Annotated in this window: 15 protein-coding genes, 2 tRNA genes and 1 other annotated feature; of the genes, 7 read left to right on the plus strand and 10 right to left on the minus strand. The window is 46.6% G+C overall.

The annotated features are described in order from the left end of the window. Positions 1–47 precede the first annotated feature (47 nt). The 10 genes from GKG43_RS05355 to GKG43_RS05400 form a co-directional block, all read right to left on the minus strand. Positions 48–491, minus strand: a complete 444-nt coding sequence (locus tag GKG43_RS05355) for a ribonuclease III domain-containing protein (RefSeq protein WP_055154822.1) — start codon at positions 489–491, stop codon at positions 48–50. Beyond that, the gene (gene cysS, locus GKG43_RS05360) at positions 476–1882 is read right to left on the minus strand and encodes a cysteine--tRNA ligase (RefSeq protein ID WP_055154823.1); all 1407 of its coding nucleotides are present in this window, start codon (positions 1880–1882) and stop codon (positions 476–478) included. Before cysS ends, GKG43_RS05355 begins: the two co-directional genes overlap by 16 nt. Next, positions 1869–2624, minus strand: a complete 756-nt coding sequence (gene epsC / locus GKG43_RS05365; RefSeq protein ID WP_347561961.1) for a serine O-acetyltransferase EpsC — start codon at positions 2622–2624, stop codon at positions 1869–1871. The genes cysS and epsC overlap by 14 nt, the downstream gene beginning before the upstream one ends. Before the next feature lie 192 nt (positions 2625–2816). Then, positions 2817–3047: a binding site (T-box leader), on the minus strand. Positions 3048–3523: 476 nt separating this feature from the next. Next, positions 3524–4651, minus strand: a complete 1128-nt coding sequence (locus GKG43_RS05370; protein WP_055154824.1) for a GNAT family N-acetyltransferase — start codon at positions 4649–4651, stop codon at positions 3524–3526. Between the two features lie 18 nt (positions 4652–4669). Further along, positions 4670–5215 (minus strand): 2-C-methyl-D-erythritol 2,4-cyclodiphosphate synthase, encoded by a 546-nt coding sequence (gene ispF / locus GKG43_RS05375; RefSeq protein WP_055154825.1) that lies wholly within the window; start codon positions 5213–5215, stop codon positions 4670–4672. A 24-nt stretch (positions 5216–5239) separates the two neighbouring features. Continuing rightward, a complete protein-coding gene (locus GKG43_RS05380) occupies positions 5240–5785 on the minus strand; it encodes a hypothetical protein (protein WP_050642099.1) in 546 nt (181 codons plus the stop codon). A gap of 106 nt (positions 5786–5891) precedes the next feature. Next, positions 5892–5965 (minus strand) — tRNA-Met (locus tag GKG43_RS05385). Positions 5966–5986: 21 nt separating this feature from the next. Continuing rightward, positions 5987–6059 (minus strand) — tRNA-Val (locus GKG43_RS05390). Positions 6060–6292: 233 nt separating this feature from the next. Beyond that, positions 6293–10048 carry a phosphoribosylformylglycinamidine synthase gene (locus tag GKG43_RS05395; protein ID WP_129878842.1) on the minus strand — a complete coding sequence of 1252 codons (3756 nt, stop codon included), beginning with the start codon at positions 10046–10048 and terminating at the stop codon, positions 6293–6295. 99 nt (positions 10049–10147) lie between these two features. Further along, a complete protein-coding gene (locus GKG43_RS05400; RefSeq protein WP_025657302.1) occupies positions 10148–10843 on the minus strand; it encodes a TIGR01906 family membrane protein in 696 nt (231 codons plus the stop codon). Positions 10844–10973: 130 nt separating this feature from the next. On the opposite strand from GKG43_RS05400, the gene GKG43_RS05405 reads away from it, so the two are divergent. From GKG43_RS05405 to GKG43_RS05430, 7 genes are all read left to right on the plus strand, one after another. Then, entirely contained in the window at positions 10974–11846 is an 873-nt protein-coding gene (locus GKG43_RS05405) for a LysR family transcriptional regulator (RefSeq protein ID WP_044927320.1), read from the plus strand. Positions 11847–11859: 13 nt separating this feature from the next. Then, complete coding sequence (locus GKG43_RS05410) at positions 11860–12564, plus strand: response regulator transcription factor (RefSeq protein WP_129878843.1); 705 nt, start codon at positions 11860–11862, stop codon at positions 12562–12564. Further along, positions 12565–13131: a hypothetical protein gene (locus GKG43_RS23265; protein WP_243125823.1), complete on the plus strand. Its 567-nt coding sequence runs from the start codon at positions 12565–12567 to the stop codon at positions 13129–13131. A 12-nt stretch (positions 13132–13143) separates the two neighbouring features. Next, positions 13144–13974, plus strand: coding sequence for a HAMP domain-containing sensor histidine kinase (locus GKG43_RS23270; RefSeq protein ID WP_243125824.1), 831 nt, complete (start codon positions 13144–13146; stop codon positions 13972–13974). 213 nt (positions 13975–14187) lie between these two features. Continuing rightward, on the plus strand, positions 14188–16665 hold the full coding sequence (locus GKG43_RS05420) for an ABC transporter permease (RefSeq protein WP_193763654.1): 2478 nt from the start codon (positions 14188–14190) through the stop codon (positions 16663–16665). A gap of 15 nt (positions 16666–16680) precedes the next feature. Further along, positions 16681–17376: an ABC transporter ATP-binding protein gene (locus GKG43_RS05425; RefSeq protein ID WP_129878844.1), complete on the plus strand. Its 696-nt coding sequence runs from the start codon at positions 16681–16683 to the stop codon at positions 17374–17376. Between the two features lie 372 nt (positions 17377–17748). Continuing rightward, positions 17749–18168, plus strand: a complete 420-nt coding sequence (locus GKG43_RS05430) for an Hsp20/alpha crystallin family protein (RefSeq protein WP_025657296.1) — start codon at positions 17749–17751, stop codon at positions 18166–18168. Positions 18169–18257 lie beyond the last annotated feature (89 nt).

The following is an 18257-nucleotide window of genomic DNA, read 5'->3' on the forward strand; positions in this document are numbered from 1 at the left end:
CAAAGAAATCACGGATGTTCCCCTGGTCTTTGACTTTACTGTTTCGCTTACATATCACTCAGGCTGTCCAGTCCTGCTTTTACCAGAGCCATGAGCCTTTCATAATCCTTTTTCAGATACAGGTACCCGAGCAGCGCCTCAAATCCCGTTGCCCTCCTGTAATCCGTGATGGACTGATTCTTTGCCGGTGATACGGATTTGGCATTTCTGCCCCTTCTGTAGATGGCATGCTCTTCTTCTGTCAGGTGCTGCTGCATTGTGCGCATCATCAGCGACTGGGTGGAAGCCTGTACAAATCTGCTTGTCTCTTCATGCAGTTTATGCACCTGTTTATTTCCCCGGCTGATAATCATAGACTTGATAACCAGATCATAGACGCAATCACCGATAAACGCCAGAACAAGAGGTGAATAGCTGTCAGCATCCACCTCTTGAAGATTTAATACTTCCGTTATATAATCATGAAAATCTAAACTTATGCTTTCTTCCATTTTACTCCTTCTCGGGTATCCTCCAGAACGATTCCTCTGGAGAGCAGTTCGTCCCTGATCTCGTCTGCTCTGGCAAAATTTTTCGCCTTTCTCGCAGCCTGGCGTTCTTCAATCAATGCTTCGATGTCTTCTGCCAGCATCTCTTCGTCCTTCTCCACGATGATTCCCAGAACATCTGTCAGCTTAACAAGCAGATCCAGCAGATTCTGCAGATATTCCGCTGAGCTTTCACCATCTGTATTTGTATTGATATATTTAACGAGCTCGAATACAGAGGAAATTGCGTCTGCCGTATTGAAATCATCGTCCATCGCCCGCTCAAAGCTGTCAACATATTCCTGTGTTTTTGCAAATGCTTCCTTCTCCGCGTCTGTCATATCCTGCACTTTCGCATTGCCCTTCAGGAATTTTAGATTGTCAGCCGCGGTTATGATTCTCTCCAGTCCCGTTCCGGCAGCGTCCATAAGCTCTGCGCTGAAATTCAGCGGACTTCTGTAATGCGCGCTGAGCATGAAAAATCGCAGAACCTGCAGGTCATATTTTTCGCTGATCTCCCTTACGGTAAAGAAGTTTCCCAATGATTTTGACATTTTCCTGTTGTCAATGTTCAGGAATGCGTTGTGCATCCAGTAACGGGCAAATTCTTTGCCGTTCGCAGCCTCACTCTGGGCAATCTCATTCTCATGATGCGGGAATATCAGATCTTCCCCGCCTGCATGAATATCGATCTGCTCCCCCAGATATTTTTTAGACATCTCAGAGCACTCGATGTGCCAGCCCGGACGTCCTTCGCTCCATGGAGACTCCCATGCCGGTTCGCCTTCTTTTTTGGGCTTCCATAATACAAAGTCCAGAGAATCTTCTTTTTCGTCCTCCCCCGTTACGAGGAGTGAACGGCCGCCGGATTGAAGGTCATCCAGATTCTTATGGGAAAGTTTTCCGTAATCTTTGAACTTTCTCGTGCGATAATATACCGTTCCGTTTTTCTCGTATGCAAATCCCTTCTCGATCAGTGCTCCGATCATATCCACCATACCACAGATTTCTTCTGTTGCCAGAGGATGCTTTGTGGCGGGTTTCACGTTCATGCCTTCCATATCTTTCTTACATTCTGCAATGTAGCGTTTGGAAATCTCATCCGCAGTAACGCCTTCTTCGATTGCTTTTTTGATGATCTTGTCATCTACATCTGTAAAGTTGGAAATAAAATTCACATCGTATCCTTTATATTCAAAATACCTTCTGACCGTGTCAAAAACGATCATCGGCCTTGCATTCCCTATATGGATAAAGTTATAAACCGTAGGCCCGCAGACATACATTCTGACTTTGCCTTCCTCTATAGGTACGAATTCTTCTTTTCTTTTAGAAAGTGTATTATATAGTTTCATCTGATTTCTCCTCTTTCTTTTCATTTTCTCTGCATCCGCTGCACTGTGCTTCTGCCGGCTCCGTATTTTCCGCAAATTCATCGCTGTCCGGCAGCATACAGCGCATATGCTTCTCCATCTCTTTCAGCTGCTTATACAGGCGTATGTTATCATTCTGAAGCTCCCTGATATCATTCAGAACCGGGTCAGGCAGATGTATCTGGTCCATATCCGTCCTTGGTACCTTCTGATCTCCCATCCTCACGATACGTCCCGGCACGCCCACTACAGTACAGTTCGGAGGCACCTCCTCCAGCACAACCGAACCTGCCCCAATCTTAGAATTTTCCCCGATCGTAAAAGACCCGAGTATCTTAGCCCCTGCGCTGACCATGACATTATCCTTCAGCGTAGGATGCCGCTTTCCCTGCTCTTTTCCCGTCCCCCCCAGGGTCACGCCCTGATAAAGTGTTACATTGTCGCCGATGATCGTCGTCTCCCCGATAATCACGCCGCTTCCATGGTCAATAAACAGCCCTTTCCCAATGGTGGCGCCGGGATGTATCTCAATCCCAGTCTTTCTCGCAGCCTTCTGTGACATCCATCTGGCCAGGAAATAATGCTTCTTCAGATACAGCTTATGTGCAACTCTGTACCTAAGTATAACTTTAAAACTCGGGTAAAGCAAGACCTCCATATTAGATTTAATTGCAGGATCCCGCTCCCGGATGACCTGAATCTCATTCTTAATATAAGATATAATTCCCATTTCATGATCCTCCATACCAATCGCATACAATGTTTACCAGCTTCGTATTCATTTTAATCCGCGCTTTACAGCGGAAGCTATCTGTAAAATTCTAGTTTAAGGCCATTCCGGGCACCCCCTCAATCCACTCTGTCCGCAGGACATTTCAAAGGAACAGCCTTTATAACAAAAAAGACCCCGTCTCCTGTTAGAGACGAAGTCATATCCGCGGTTCCACTCTATTAAAAGAATTACTTCTTTCACTCACTGCATGTAACGTATGCCAAACGTATTCCGCTACTCACAGCCACCCGCCGCGTTTACAGAATCAGCTCCCGGACGCACTTCACAGACTCCTCCTTTAGGACCACTTACAGCCGGTGATGGTCCCTCTCTGCAATCTCAGAATCAGCTACTCTTTCCGTTCATAGCCTTTCACAAAATCAATATAGATATATCTTATGCAAAAAAGGGGGATTTGTCAACTGAATTTTGGGACGCGAGGGGGGACGCCTGTCCGGGGCGGGGCGTGTGTGCGGGGACGGGGAACTTTCCGTGTGCTTACTGGGCGCTGTCCGTTTGCAAACAAACACTAAATAAAAACCATGCCGGATGGAAAGGAACCGGAGGCATTCACCCCGCAATTCTGATGAATTGCGCGGCTCAGGCCTCCTAAAAATCGGCTTTGGTAAGCCGATTTTTTCCTTTCCATCCGGCATGGTTTTTATTAAGTGTTTGTAATGCGCACTCTATGCGTCCAGTAAGCACACGGAAAGTTCCCCGCCCCCGCACACACGCCCCGCCCCGGACAGGCTGGTGCATCCTGACGGTTGGGAAGATTCAGTGACTGGCGAACCGGACTCACCTTTTACTTAGCGCCCCGCCGCCAATCCCCCCAACCTAGCACCCCAAGCTCACACGATTTCGTTAAGGCAGAGGGGGCATAATGGCTCTAATTTTCCCAGTTCCTGTTTCAGCCGTGGTGTAAGTATTACGCCTTCTTCCCGGCCGATTTCATCTATTGTCTGGTACCCGAACAGCAATGCAGTCAGGGCGTCTATTGTGAGTACTCCCTCTGAGTCCTCTGTTTCAGAAACCTGCATATCCGGATTCTCTCCGCTGCTCTTCAGCCTCCAGACTCTGCTGTTTTTTGTGATGATGGAATCAAGTACTGCAAAAGAGCAGTTTATTGCTTCGCCTGCTTTTGCCTTCATAGATGACAGAAGTGTCTCCAGGTGAAGAATACGTACCATAATGAGGGGGACTTTCCTGCTCCGGACATGTCCTCTGTCTGCGTATATCTTTGCAGGAGCGCTATGTTCTGCCCGCATCTGGTATACGGCTTTCTGGAATTCAGCTTCGAATCCGGGCAGGTACAGAGGCTCACGGATCTCGAGCGTATCCTCTTCTCTGGCAAACGCGAACATCCCAACTATATCGTCGTCATGCTTTAATAGTTTTACACCGCCGTTTTCACTCTGCTGCTCGAATATCATCGTCTGGTAATACTGGTCGTCCCGCACGGCGCAGACCTGATATTCTGCAGCAAAATGGGTGTTAAAAAATACGGCCATCGCGCCGGCGTCTGATAAAACGGCGTCCGACATGGTGACCTTCATGGAACCTGGCTCTCCGCAGGATTCCTCCTGGATCTGCGCGTAGACAAACCGGAAATCATAAGGCCTGTATATGGCCTCCGCTGCGGGCATGAGGAACGTAAATGGCTGCTTCTGTTCATACATGTCCATCATAGAGGCTTTGAGCAGACGGCCCATATAGCCCCTCTTTCTGTACGCCTCCTCCGTTGCCACGGCAATGATATAATTGCATAACTGCTGTGTACCGCCGATCCTCATCATGTAGGGATTGAGCTGGAGCATGGAACGGACGGCCCCATCCTCCTCTATTACATAGATCTGATTGTCCCTGGTCTTAATAAAGTAATAGTAGTCCAGAAATGCTTTGCTGTCTTCCGGAAATACCTTCTCCCACAGCGCTCTTGTCCTGCTGTGTTCACTGCTGTCAAGCTTTCGAAGCTGCATTTTATATTCCCTCTTTTCTTACTTCCTGGGACAGCCCTTGCAGCCCTCGCATCCATTTGGATTGGGGGTCACATCGTAGCTGCTGTAGTTCATAATCTTTTCCAGAGCACACACCGCCTGAGAGGAAATCCCCTCTCCGCGCCCTGTAAATCCAAGCCCCTCTTCCGTTGTTGCCTTGATATTGACCTGGTCAGGCATAAGATTCAGTGCATCCGCTACATTCTTTATCATCTCATCTATATATGGGCGCATCTTGGGCTGCTGCGCAACAATGGTTGCATCAATGTTCTCAATCATAAACTGCTTTTCATCCAGAAGTGCTGCTACATGCTCCAGCAGCCTGATGCTGGAAATGCCTTTGTACTGCGGATCTGTATCCGGAAAATGCTTTCCGATATCCCCCAGTGCCGCAGCTCCGAGAAGCGCATCCATAATGGCATGTACAACCACATCTGCGTCCGAATGCCCCTGAAGTCCCTTCTCATATGGTATCTCTACTCCTCCGAGAATCAGCTTTCTGTCTTCGACCAGCCTGTGTACATCATATCCCATACCTACACGCATGTTCTGTCTCTCCTTATTCATATTCTATTTTTCTTCGTCGTCAGTCTCTTCCATTGATTCTTCCGTGGTATCCCCGTTTAGATCTATCAGTGTATCTGCAGGTGTAACTGTGTCCTGGGCTGCATCGTCCTTCATAGCTTCTGCAGTTTTCGTTCTGTTATTCTTCTCACTGTCATCATTTGGATTCGCTTTTCTGTCATCTGAAAAATCCGTCTCCCTGGAATCTGCATCTTTCTCCTCGTAAGGCATTTCCTCTTCAGACTCCTCCTCGGTATCTTCCTCTTCTGAAGAAGTCTCCTTCTCAGGATCTGCTTCTATTGTATCTGCAGAATTGTCTTCCTCTGAAGATGTCTCTTCCTCATTCTGCAATTTGTTTCTCATTGCGATTACGCTTTTTGCGGATATAATCACGATCACCGCCCCTATCACAATAAACAAGATACCTGCGGTCATCATAAACACCATGTTTTCGGGTCTTTCAGTCAGCATCCCGCTTACGATCTGGTACCCCAGATAGATCACATACAGGCCGGCTACAATTCTCAACACGAGCCAGGATTTTTCATTCATTTGTTTGTCCTCCGTTTCATTTTTCATTCTCTGATTCTAACATACTTAGATAAGTATTGCCATAATCAGACACAAAAAAGCTCCGGAAATTTCCGAAGCTTCTCAGTAGCGGAAACTGGATTTGAACCAGCGACACCACGGGTATGAACCGTGTGCTCTAGCCAACTGAGCTATTCCGCCATATGAAATATTTGAAAGTTATGGGACCTATAGGGCTCGAACCTATGACCCTCTGCTTGTAAGGCAGATGCTCTCCCAGCTGAGCTAAGATCCCATATTCTCCCGGTCTGCGTTTAAGTGTTTGTCTCACCCGCAACCCGCTTTGCTATTATACTATTATTTTTCATCAAATGTCAACACCTTTTTTCCTATTTTTTCAAATTTTTTTAACAAATCAGAAACTTCGTCCGGCGCTGCACATGGTACCCCTTATAAACACGGGCCGTATCCCATTTTTTAATATTTCATATCGCGGATACGGCCCCTTTTATTTAGAATAATTTAGATCTATTTGAAATATTTCACACCGGATTCAAAGATTTTCATGTCCTGTTCTCCGTAAATATTTATGGCAACCGAGTTGTCTCTTCTCTCTGAATGCGCCATCTTGCCAAGGACACGGCCGTCCGGGCTTGTGATTCCTTCGATTGCGCGGTAAGAGCCGTTGACATTCCACTCTTCATCCATGCTGATCACGCCGTCAATGTCACAATACTGTGTCGCAACCTGACCGTTGGCAAACAGTTTATCCAGCCATTCTTCACTGGCAACAAAACGCCCTTCCCCGTGGGATGCCGGATTCGTATACACGCCGCCAAGAGACGCCTCCTGAAGCCATGGAGATTTATTTGTCACCACTTTTGTGTATACCATCTTTGAGATATGGCGTCCGATGGTGTTATAGGTCAGTGTCGGAGAATCCTCCTTCTGGCCTGTAATGGTTCCGTAAGGCACAAGCCCCAGTTTGATCAGGGCCTGAAAGCCGTTGCACACACCAAGGGCAAGTCCGTCTCTCTCATTGAGCAGTTTTTCTACCGCCTCTTTGATCTTTGCATTCTGGAAGGCTGTAGCGAAGAATTTGGCAGAACCGTCCGGTTCGTCACCCGCGCTGAAACCGCCCGGGAACATGATCATCTGCGCCTGTGAAATGGCGTTTTCGAACTCTGCAACTGAATGACGGATATCTTCCGCATCCAGATTCTTAAATACCTTCGTTATCACCTTTGCCCCTGCGCGCTCAAAGGCTCTCTTGCTGTCGTATTCACAGTTCGTTCCCGGGAATACCGGGATGAATACGGTCGGCTGCCCGATCTTATGGCTGCAGATATGGATATCCTTTGTATCATATAAATTGTCTTCCAATACTTCTTTGCTGTCTGCAGAAGATCTTGTGGCAAATACTTTCTCCAGAGTCTCTGTCCAGGCTGTCTTCGCCTCGCACAGAGTGATCTCCGTGTTTCCATAGCTGAATATGCCGTCGTCTGTCACTTCACCGATGACAGTATAGCTGATTGCCAGTTCTCCCACCTGATCAGCAGGCACTTCCGCAACCAGATCTCCAAATGCCGGCGCAAACAGTTCTCCGGCATCCATGCTGTGTTCTATCTTCAACCCAAGCCCGTTTCCGAACGCCATTTTGCTGACTGCAGCCATCACACCGTGCCGGTCCAGAGCATACGCGGATACAATTCTGCCATTGTGTATATCGCTTTCAAACTTTCCGTACTGATCCATCAGCTGGCCGTAAACAGGGAGATCATATCCATCCTTCTCGATTCTCATCCATACCAGCTTATTTCCCGCCTTTTTCAGTTCCGGGGTAATGATATCCTTCTCCGTTGCCATATCGACAGCAAAAGAAACCAGAGTCGGGGGCACATCAATATCCTGGAATGTTCCCGACATACTGTCCTTACCGCCAATTGAGGGCAGGCCGAATCCCAGCTGTGCGTCATAAGCCCCAAGCAGAGCCGCAAAAGGCTGGCTCCATCTCTTCGGATCTTCTGTCATTCTGCGGAAATATTCCTGGAACGTAAAGCGGATCTTCCTGTAATCACCGCCGGACGCCACGATCTTAGCCACAGATTCTACGACGGCATATACTGCACCGTGATACGGACTCCAGCTGGAAAGATACGGGTCAAAGCCATAGCTCATCATAGAAACGCTGTCTGTGCTGCCATTTTGCACCGGCACCTTAGCAACCATAGCCTGCGTCTCTGTCATCTGGTATTTTCCGCCATGCGGCATGAATACGGACCCGGCGCCGATTGATCCGTCGAACATCTCCACAAGCCCCTTCTGGGAGCATACATTCAGATCGCTCAGCATGGCCAGCCATTTTCCTTTTACATCCTGCACGGCTTCCTTTACAAAAATTGTATCTTTTTTATTTGGAATCTCCACCTCGACGGAAGTCTCCTGATGGGCGCCGTTCGTATCCAGAAATGCACGGGAAATATTAACGATCTCCTTTCCGCGCCATGAAAGCACCAGTCTCGGGGACTCCGTAACTACTGCCACTTCAACAGCCTCCAGATTCTCTTCCTTTGCATAATCCAGAAACTGTTTTACATCTTTCGGATCGACAACAACAGCCATTCTCTCCTGAGACTCTGAGATCGCGATCTCTGTCCCGTCAAGACCGGCATATTTCTTCGGTACCTTGTCCAGATCTACACGGAGCCCGTCCGCAAGCTCTCCGATGGCAACTGAGACACCTCCTGCACCAAAATCATTGCATTTTTTAATCAGGGCGCTGACTTCTTCTCTTCTGAATAAACGCTGGATCTTACGCTCTGTCGGCGGATTTCCCTTCTGCACCTCTGCGCCGCAGGTCTCGATAGACTCTTCCGTGTGGACCTTGGAAGAACCGGTCGCTCCGCCGCATCCGTCACGCCCTGTTCGTCCGCCAAGGAGAATGATGATATCTCCCGGATCGGAAGTCTCTCTGATGACTGCACGTCTGGGAGCAGCGCCGAGTACTGCGCCGATCTCCATACGTTTTGCCACATAGTCCGGGTGATAGATCTCCTTGACCGCTCCGGTTGCAAGTCCGATCTGGTTTCCGTAGGAACTGTAGCCCGCAGCGGCTCCCCGTACCAATTTCTTCTGCGGAAGCTTTCCTTTTAAGGTATCCTTTACAGACACGGTAGGATCCGCGGCTCCGGTCACACGCATGGCCTGGTATACATAGGTCCTGCCTGACAGAGGATCGCGGATCGCGCCGCCCAGACAGGTTGCAGCCCCACCAAAAGGCTCAATCTCAGTTGGATGGTTGTGTGTCTCATTTTTAAAATTAATCAGCCACTCCTCTTCCACGCCGTCTACCTTGATCGGCACTACAATACTGCAGGCATTGATCTCCTCAGACTCCTCCTGATCCTGAAGTTTCCCTTCTTTTTTCAGCTTTCTCATCGCCATAAGTGCCAGATCCATCAGGCAGACAAACTTGTCCTCTCTGCCGGCAAAGATCTCGCTGTGGTCTTTCAGATATTGTTTGTAAGTATTTACGATGGGTTCTTTATAATCCCCCTCGCCAAATATAATCTCCTTTAATTCCGTGGAGAATGTGGTATGGCGGCAGTGATCTGACCAGTAGGTGTCAAGCACGCGGATCTCCGTCATCGTCGGGTCTCTGTGCTCTTCCCTGCTGTAGTACTTCTGGATATGCAGGAAATCTTTAAACGTCATTGCCAATCCCAGAGAATCATAAAGCTTCTTCAACTCCTCCTGGGGCATATTCTGGAAGCCGTCAAATACTTTTACATCCTCCGGTTCCTCAAATACCGTGACCAGAGTCTCCGGTTTTTCCATTCCGGTTTCCCTGGAATCCACTGGGTTGATGCAGTGGTTCTTAATCGCACCAAACTCTTCTTCTGTTACTGTTCCTTCTATTACATAAGTAGTCGCAGTGCGGATGATCGGCTTTTCATCTTCCTTAATAAACTGCACGCACTGTTCTGCTGAATCTGCCCTCTGGTCAAACTGTCCCGGGAGATATTCTACTGAAAACACATGGCTCTCCTCTTTCAGCGGAAAACTTTCCTTATAAAGTGTATCAACAGGAGGCTCTGCAAATATCCCACTGCATGCTTTTTCAAAAGTGGTATCGGAAAGATTCTCCACATCATAGCGGATCAGGACGCGTACATCTGTCACCGTCTGAATTCCCAGATAGTGTTTAATCTCATGCCGCAGTTCCTTAGCTGAAACAGCAAATTCCGGTTTTTTCTCCACATAAACACGTCTTACATTACTCATAAACGATCTCCTTTGCATTTTATTCTGCCGCAGTTCACTGCGCTCTTTTCTATCCTATCACATTTTTTCTCATTAGTACAATTAATATAATTAAACTTATTAATTAGTACAGTTAATCTTTGACTTTTTTCTCCATATTATGCTGATGATCAGCAGTACTGCAAGCCCCGCTATAAAGAGAACACCAATTCTAATAACCATATCAGAAAACAGTCCTTCCGGGAGCATTCTGATCATATAATCCTCCGCCGGATCAAACAGCCACAGGTCATTTGTAAAGAAAATCTCATGAAATTTTGTGAAGGCAGCTGAAAAATCCCTCGAAAACAAATACGCCAAAAGAGCCGTTCCCGCCGCCGTTAGCCCCAATGCGATCTGAAAAGCTCTGGGAATCAGATATTTCCAGCTTGCCTTTGCCGCAATCAAAACTACGAGGCAGATCAGCAATACTGCAGCAGCCCAAGTCCTGAGGCGCAGTCCTCCAATGAAAAGTCCCTGCACATCCGCCATATGCAGCTTGTCCTGTTCATTAAAGAAATCCTGTTCCTTCCCATCCACTGTAGTGATCACCTCCAGATTCTCCCGATCCCCCTTCAGATAATCCATCATCTCATGGGTCACATACATCACATCCTCCATCTTCATGTCCAGATCAGGGAGCACGTCGTATTTCTCATACTCTTTTTCATAAAAACCAAAATCCGCATACATCGCCGCTTGAAAGCTCGTGATCAGAAGGATCAAAATCACAGCCAGCGACAGTATAACGCCCAATACCCAATGTACTTTTTTCATCCTGCCATCTCCTATCATTCAATAAGTACAGATTTTATACTATCCAACGTATTTATTTTATCATAATACCGATTGTAATTCATCTCAATTTGGCTTATAATACAAGCAATACTTATTAGGAGGTCTAATAATGGATATCAATTATGAACTGTACAAAGTATTTTTTCATGTTGCATCCACCCTCAGTTTTTCGGAGGCGTCAAAACAGCTTTTTATCTCACAGTCAGCGGTCAGCCAGTCCATCAAAACCCTGGAACGCAAGCTGGACCAGACTCTGTTTATCCGCAGTACTAAACGGGTTCTTTTAACCCCGGAAGGAGAGATTCTGCTTCGTCATATCGAACCGGCCATGCATCTGATTCAGCGGGGAGAAGCACAGCTGCTGGATGCCGCTTCCACGGGAGGGCAAATCCGCATAGGGGCCAGCGACACGATCTGCCGCTATTTCCTGGTTCCATATCTTGAAAAATTTCACAAAGCATTCCCCAGCGCACACATCAAAGTAAACAACCAGACCTCCATCAAATGTGTGGAAATGCTGGAATCCGGCCAGGTTGACCTAATTGTTGTCAACTACCCCAACAATTATCTGAGCAACGTCTCCTCGATTAAGAAAATCAAAACATTCCGGGATGTATTTATCGCGAACGAGTCATTTCATGAACTGAAAGGGAAGAAGCTAACCTATAAACAGCTTTCCCAGTATCCGATCCTTATGCTGGACAGGCACAGCACAACGAGTGAATTTCTCCATCGGTTATTCCAACAGCACCAGCTGGATCTGGTTCCGGAGATCGAGCTGACAAGCAACGACCTGCTCATCGACCTCGCCCGCATCGGACTGGGCATTGCCTTTATCCCCGACTACTGCATGACGGGCGGGCAGAAAGACATATTTGTTGTGGAGACCAAAGAGGAACTGCCCGAAAGAGAATTAGTCATCGCTTATAACGAACAGATGCCGCTCACCAGGGCCGCGGAAGAATTTTTAAATTATTTTTAAGAAGGAAAAGCCGATGAATCATAAAATATTATTAGTAGATGATGAAAAGGATATTGTCGACCTGATCGAGGAAGTGCTGCGTCAGGATGGCTTTCAAAATATTGAAAAGGCATATACCGGGGAAGACGCCGTGGAGTTCTGCAAATCCTTCGAACCGGATGTAATCGTTCTGGATATTATGCTTCCGGACCTGGATGGAATCGAGGTATGTAAGAAAATACGCGGTTTCTCTTTTTGTTCAATTCTATTTCTGTCTTCCAAAAACGATGATGTCGACAAGATCCTGGGACTGTCCAGCGGCGGAGATGACTATATCACCAAGCCATTCAGCCCCAGGGAAGTCGTATTCCGGATCAAGGCACAGCTCCGCCGCCAGCAATATCAGTCCTCCATCCATACCCCTGAGACGGAAACAGTTGCTGCGGGCCGCCTTCTCCTGGACAAGGAAAGCGGCCGCATTCTAAAATCCGGAAAAGAGTTAAGCCTTACGGGCCGTGAATTTCTGCTCCTTGCCTATCTGATAGAAAATGCAGATAAAATCTTAAGCAAAGAACGCCTCTACGAGCATGTGTGGGGGGAATACAGCAGTATCTGTGATAATACAATCATGGTGCATATCCGCCATATCAGAGAGAAAATAGAGGATATTCCATCCAGCCCCAGGCAGCTTGTAACAATAAAAGGGCTGGGTTATAAGCTGAAGAAAAGGGTGGATTAAATGAGAAAATCTGGTTACCGCACTGCTTTTCATATATACCTTATCTTTTTTCTGGCGCTTCTCGGCGCCCTTATTTTCTCTGCCCTGTTTTTTTTCTCGGTTATCACCGTAAAGTTTCCCGATGGTTCTGTACAACGAAGCGATTATCCCAAGGTATTCACAGAGGATTTTGGCAGACAGATTACTTTTATAGATGGCAAACCGCAGATAAAACAGATCGGAATCGAACTGCTCCGTGCAAATCAGGCGGGTATCCAGCTTTTAGACGGCAGGGGCGGGGAAATCGCCAGTTATCATAGACCTGCGGATGCAAAGACTTCCTATTCTGATGCGCAGCTGCTGCAGCTTTACCGGACAGGGGAGTTTTTCGGTACCACTGCGTTTATCGGAAATCTGAATGATAAGGACAAAGAGTTTTCTTACATCGTGTATTTTCCTGTAAATGTAACAAAAGTCACCATGTTTCTGAACGGCGACAGGTTCACTACCGGTAAAACAATCTTTGCATTGGGCACAGGAGTGCTTATCATGATCCTCCTTGCCGGAGGCCTTATATATGGATTCTAGATCACAAATAAAATGAACCACATTTCTGAATGCGTTCGTTCTATAGCAAAACGTGATTATACCCCTCTCATAGTCAAAGGCTCGTTTGGAGACGTATATGAAAGCCTGAATCAGCTTGACCAGGATATCCGGGACACCGACAGCTTAAAAGAACAGACGGAATCGATGCGTGAAGAATGGATTACCAATATCACACACGATTTAAAAACACCGCTCTCCCCGATTAAAGGTTATGCGGAGATTCTATTTGAAAACGGCTCTGTTACAGGCCCGCAGCTTCATAAGTACTCTGGAGTCATTTTAAAAAATGTCTCTTCCATCGAACGGCTCATCGAGGATCTGAAGCTGACTTATCAATTAGAAAGCGGAATGCTGCCGGTTCAGAGCAGAAGACAGGATTTCGTGCGTTTTATGAAAGAGCTGGTCATTGATATATTGAATAATCCCGCATACGAAAACCGTGTTATACATTTTGAATCAGATCAAGAACCTATCTATTTTTTGTTTGATGAGAAGCTGATGGCAAGGGCTTTCCAGAACCTCATCCTAAATTCCTTTACCCACGGAAACAGGGATACTGAAGTTGATTTGGAGATCACGACACCGGACAGGATACTCACAATCGTTGTAAGCGACAATGGGCCTGGCATGAATCCTTCCGAACTGTCCATGCTGTTTCAGCGCTACTACAGAGGCGCCAGCTCCGGACAGAAAACGGAGGGGACGGGGCTGGGGCTTGCCATCGCCAAAAGTATAGTAGAGACCCAGGGCGGCAGGATCTGTGCAGACAGTGAAATCCATGCCGGAACATCTTTTAAAATAGAATTTCCCACAATGGTGTGAAATAAATTAAGGTTATTTAAGGTTGTGTGAAAATCAGATTAAGGTTGATAGTCTATTATAGATTTATAATAGCTGTCAGCCTTTTTCTAATATAGGAAATTACTCTGGAATTTCCTATATCATCCCCCCTCATGAGCGAGAGGGTGGGGAGCTGAGGTGGGATGACCACTTTGTTATTGGTAAAACAGTAGTCTAAAGAAAGCAGGTGTAAATGTGAAAATTATTTTTAAATACATTCTAACGAATGTGAAGGAAAGAAAGGTAAGAACGGCTGTCATGCTCTTGTCAATTATTCTCTCGACAGTCCTCTTATTCGTTTCCTTTTCGATCGGGGAATCCTACGAAAACGCACAGAGAAAAATGGCTCGCGGTATGTCAGGTACGGCGTCCGTCTCCGTTACTTCCAGGTCTGAAACAACTGGCCTGCAGTTAGAGGACATACCGGATCTGCCGGGTATCAAGGCGAAAGCCGGACTCCTGAAGGAAGACGCTTTATATCATGAAAACGGCTATTATGAATCCATTGACCTGATCGCGTCCGACCTTTCTTTATTGAATCAGATAAATAAACCCCAGCTGAGCGGCGGCGGTGAAATCGAAAATTTCTCCGGCTATCAGGTGATCTTACCGGATCGGTTTACGCAAAAGTATGGCATCAAAAAGGGGGATCGGATAATGCTGCAGATAAACGGCGCTTCTGTCGGATTTGAGGTTGCGGCAATTGCAAAGTATGATACCGTTTTTCTGCGTCAGACCAGAGGTGCAACCGCCCTTCTTCCCTTGGATACCTTGGCGGAAATCACTGGCAGCCCGGGTTACAGCGAAATCCTGATCGAGCCTGCAGACGGTATTTCGGCAGAATCACTGGCGGCTTCGCTCTTGGGCGAATTATCAGACAGTATATTTATCGTTACACAGATCGTTGACGAGGCAGCTATAGCGGACGGTGCCCGACAAAAGACAATGCCCTTTTTCCTGATCAGCTTTTTCTCCCTGACCATGAGTGTCTTCATTATTTACAGCAGTTATAAGGTCATCACTCTGGATCGCCTGCCCGTCATCGGCACCTTTCGCAGTATTGGGGCAACGCAAAAGATGGTCACCGGAATTTTACTCCTAGAAAGTCTTTTCTATGGCTGTGTGGGAGGCCTTGCAGGCGTACCACTCGGAATCCTGGTTTTAAGAATGATCCTGCGGGGAATGAGCGGCACATTATCACAGGGCATAGAAATCTCCCCCGTGATTTCCTGGGCTGGAGTCTTACTTTCCTTTGCGGCAGCAGTGATTGTCACGCTGCTCAGCGCATGGTTTCCTGTCCGAAGGGCCGGGCGGCTTCCTGTAAAAGCAGTCGTCTTAGGGGTTGTGGAGGAACAAAAAGCCTCCAGCCGTTTTATTATGGGGACCGGTGCCGTTCTGTTTGTCATTTCAGCCGTACTCCCCTATCTGTTTTCCGGAACATTGCTGTATATAGCCGGAGGTTTATCACTGCTTGGGCTGATCGCAGCGGCAATTCTGGTCATACCGCTTGTCACGAACCTGCTTTCAGGAATCCTGGAAAGAATATACGCGGTCCTCTTCAAAAACGAGGGTATGCTTGCCGCAAGAAATATGAAGAATAATAAGAATTTTACGCAGAACATCACCCTGCTGTTTATCAGCATATCAGCCTTGATTGCCATTACGGTAGTGGGAGGGTTTGTAAATACTTACATCACCGATGTCTTTAATGGCGCCGAACTGGAGGGATTTGCCGACGGGGAAATGGATGAAGTTTTTGTAGAAACAGTGCAAGAAATGGACGGAATCGATAAGGTGCTGCCTCTTTATGTTTTCAATAATCAAATAAGCAGCGGGGACATCACATTTACACGTTTGGAGGCCACCGACCATTTAGACTGGTATAATTCCATGTTCAATCTGAACTACACCAAGCACAAAATGGAAGACCAGGCCACGGAAGATTTTAAGACGCAGCGCTCCATCTTATTAAGTGAGGACTGCATAACCCGTACTGGTTACGCCGTTGGAGATCATCTGACCTTATCAGACAGCGACGGGGACTATTCCTATATCGTCGCCGGGAGTTTTAAATCAAGGGCAACCGATGTGGAGGCCATTATCCCTTCCCGCTTTGCCATTTCCGATTTTCACGCATCCACCTTCCATTTTCTGGCTTATACCGCAGCGGATCCGGAAGCGGTCATGATTCAGATCCGCAGTCTGTTCGGCAAAACACAGAACTGGAGCAGAACCGTCGAGGAATTCAATATTGACGCTCATACTACCGTCGGCGCGTTTCTGAGGCCCATGCAGAGTATGACTTACTTCATATTGCTGCTGGCAGCAGCAGGTACTATTAATAATCTGCTGATCAACTATATGCAAAGGCGCCGGACCATTGCCATGTATAAATCTGTCGGATTAAGCAATAAACAAAACACAAAAATAATGGTAATTGAGAGCTGCACCGCCGGAATGATTGGGGCCTTTGTCGCCGTGCTGGTCTCCTATCTGGAAATAAAAACAATATTTCTAGTAGCAGGCCCCAGGATTTCCATGCAGCCGGAACTGGACATTGTAACCTTTCTATCAGCCGGGGCAATGGGAATAGCCGTAACTTTGGTCAGTTCCGTCGTTCCGATTATAAAAACCCGGAATATGAAATTAGTAGAAGAAATCAAATTTGAATAACTGGAGGTCTGACAGATGAAAGCAATGATCAACGATACAGCCATTGAAGGCAGAAATATTATCAAAGACTTTAATAACATAGGCGGCACACCGACACGGATTCTAAAAAATATATCGCTAAAAGTCAGGAAAGGGGATTTCGTCTCTATTATGGGTCCTTCCGGATCCGGAAAAAGCACATTACTCTACATTCTGGGCGGTTTGGATGTTCCCAGCAGCGGGTCCGTATATATGAACGGGACAGACATCTCAAAATTTGACGACCATAAAATGAGTATCATACGACGCCGTAAAATTGGATTTGTATTCCAGTTTTATAATCTCATCCCCAACTTAAATGTAGAGGAAAACGTCATGCTTCCTCTGCTGTTAGACGGGAAAAAGCTAAAGGATTACAGAAGCAGGCTGGATGACATCCTTGAAACTGTCGGGCTGGCAGAAAGGAAAAAGCACACACCCAGAGAGTTATCCGGGGGGCAGCAGCAGCGTGTCGCAATCGCGCGGGCTCTTATTGGAAATCCCGAGATACTGTTTGCAGACGAGCCTACCGGGAATTTAGACAGCAAAACAGGTGCTGAAATCATGGAATTACTACATTCCATTAATAAACATACCGGTCAGACTATAATCATGGTCACGCATTCCGCGGAAGCGGCTGAACGCAGTGGCCGCATCATTACAATAAGGGACGGAGTGAGGTGCGTTGATTAATTTTGGGAGGGGCGCTTAATGAAGGGATCTCCGTCAGACTTCCTTCATTTCGCTGGATGCATCCAATCGGAAGAGTGGCTTGGCAAAGGTGGAGGCTCCGTAGCGGGGGCAGCGTATTGATTCGTTTGGGGGATCATATATTTTTCATTACTTTATCCTAAGCATATTGTATCCTTAAACGGATTCATACGCGGCCGCTATCCGTCCGCAAGGCTAGAGCTTGCGGACTTATATCTGTTTTTTGTAGTAGGTGGGGATGGAAATTATTAAGAAATTATAAAATTAGCACTCACCTATTGACAGTGCTAATAATCATATGCTATATTACATGTAGAACAAAGATAACAAATTGATTTTTAGGAGGTATGAACTATGTTATTATCAAACAGAAGTTTTTTTAATGATTTCTTTAAAGACCCATTTTTTGAAAGACCTTTTGACAACGCTTCATCCCAGATCATGAAGACAGACATTCACGAGAAAGACAATAACTACCTCGTAGAAATGGAGCTTCCGGGCTACAATAAAGAGGACATCAAAGCTGACTTGAAAGACGGATATCTCACAATAACCGCCACTCACGAAGAAAGCCAGGAAGAAAAAGACGAAAAAGGCAACTGCATCCGCAAAGAACGCTATACCGGTTCATGTAACCGCAGATTCTATGTTGGTGACCAATTAAAACAGGACGACATTAAAGCATCATTTAAAGACGGCGTCTTATGCCTGTGCGTCCCCAAAGAGGCTCCAAAGGCAATCGAAGAAAAACCTAAATACATTACTATCGATTGACTTTAAGTAAAACCTCTATGTGTAGATGTAAATCGTCTGACCTTTTGAAAATGTATATACGTAAAAAAGCAGGAAACCCAGTGTTTCCT

The sequence above is a fragment of the Eubacterium sp. BIOML-A2 genome, assembly GCF_009680135.1.
Lineage (GTDB): Bacteria > Bacillota > Clostridia > Lachnospirales > Lachnospiraceae > Faecalicatena > Faecalicatena contortus_B.

Coding starts and splice junctions, on each gene's coding strand:
- GKG43_RS05355 (WP_055154822.1), bottom strand. CDS start 491: ATGGAAGAAAGCATAAGTTTAGATTTTCATGATTATATAACGGAAGTA.
- cysS (WP_055154823.1), bottom strand. CDS start 1,882: ATGAAACTATATAATACACTTTCTAAAAGAAAAGAAGAATTCGTACCT.
- GKG43_RS05370 (WP_055154824.1), bottom strand. CDS start 4,651: ATGCAGCTTCGAAAGCTTGACAGCAGTGAACACAGCAGGACAAGAGCG.
- ispF (WP_055154825.1), bottom strand. CDS start 5,215: ATGCGTGTAGGTATGGGATATGATGTACACAGGCTGGTCGAAGACAGA.
- GKG43_RS05380 (WP_050642099.1), bottom strand. CDS start 5,785: ATGAATGAAAAATCCTGGCTCGTGTTGAGAATTGTAGCCGGCCTGTAT.
- GKG43_RS05395 (WP_129878842.1), bottom strand. CDS start 10,048: ATGAGTAATGTAAGACGTGTTTATGTGGAGAAAAAACCGGAATTTGCT.
- GKG43_RS05400 (WP_025657302.1), bottom strand. CDS start 10,843: ATGAAAAAAGTACATTGGGTATTGGGCGTTATACTGTCGCTGGCTGTG.
- GKG43_RS05405 (WP_044927320.1), top strand. CDS start 10,974: ATGGATATCAATTATGAACTGTACAAAGTATTTTTTCATGTTGCATCC.
- GKG43_RS05410 (WP_129878843.1), top strand. CDS start 11,860: ATGAATCATAAAATATTATTAGTAGATGATGAAAAGGATATTGTCGAC.
- GKG43_RS23265 (WP_243125823.1), top strand. CDS start 12,565: ATGAGAAAATCTGGTTACCGCACTGCTTTTCATATATACCTTATCTTT.
- GKG43_RS23270 (WP_243125824.1), top strand. CDS start 13,144: ATGAACCACATTTCTGAATGCGTTCGTTCTATAGCAAAACGTGATTAT.
- GKG43_RS05425 (WP_129878844.1), top strand. CDS start 16,681: ATGAAAGCAATGATCAACGATACAGCCATTGAAGGCAGAAATATTATC.
- GKG43_RS05430 (WP_025657296.1), top strand. CDS start 17,749: ATGTTATTATCAAACAGAAGTTTTTTTAATGATTTCTTTAAAGACCCA.